General features: G+C 55.5%; 1 protein-coding gene and 1 pseudogene. Both read right to left on the bottom strand.

Going from position 1 to position 814, the window contains the following annotated elements; genetic code table 11:
* The coding region (locus tag ACU52_RS14580; RefSeq protein ID WP_239684943.1) for a PfkB family carbohydrate kinase at positions 1–462 on the bottom strand (462 nt) is incomplete at its 3' end.
* A gap of 28 nt (positions 463–490) precedes the next feature.
* Positions 491–814 (bottom strand): annotated as a pseudogene (locus tag ACU52_RS14575) (sugar MFS transporter); the annotation flags it as partial.

The following is an 814-nucleotide window of genomic DNA, read 5'->3' as shown; positions in this document are numbered from 1 at the left end:
AAGGTTGATGTCGAATATCTTCAGGACGCCCTTGTCAGAGGGCATCGCGTCGAGGAACTTGCCGATTGTTTCGCGCGAAACTACGTTGCGCTGGGCCAGAGAGCCCCAGCAAACTGCACGGCAGTCGCGGGCAAGGGCCTCAAGCTCCGGGGTGAAGGGGATGTTGTCCCAGGCCACGTTCTCGCGGATGTCATACGTCGGGATGCCGTCGTCATCGAGCGTAACCTGAACTGTGCCGGTGGGATAAGGTACACGAGGCATCATGTATTTAAGACCTTTATCGTCAAGGGCGGCGAGGGTCTCGTCGCCTAGGCGGTCGTCGCCCACGGCGCTTACTGCCACGGAGTCGAAGCCGAACTGGCCGGCATGGTAGGCGAAGTTGGCAGGCGCTCCGCCCAGCTTCTTGCCGTCGGGAAGAACGTCCCAAAGGGCTTCGCCAAGACCTACTATTATATCTTTCATATCGTTATGCTTGTTTGTTTGAAGTTTGTCAATGTTTTACCTTGTTTATATAATAAAGGAGATAGACCACGCCGACTGACATCACGCCTACGGCTCCAGCCTGGCCTGCAGCGTCGGAGGCAAAGCCCATCAGAAGGGGGAACACAGTGCCGCCGAAAAGACCCATGATCATCAGGCCAGAAACCTCGTTCTGACGATCGGGGACTGAGAGAAGCGCCTGAGAGAACACTATCGAGAAGATGTTAGAGTTGCCGTAGCCTACAAGCGCTATCGCAGTGTAGAGCACGGCCTTCGACGTGCCGAAGAACATGCCGCACATGCTCAAAGCCATCATTACAACGCTTATGGCAAA

The organism is Xylanibacter rarus, assembly GCF_001275135.1.
Classification (GTDB): Bacteria; Bacteroidota; Bacteroidia; order Bacteroidales; family Bacteroidaceae; genus Prevotella; species Prevotella rara.
Note: the sequence above shows the minus strand (reverse complement) of the source record. Positions and strands in the feature narration are given on the sequence as shown.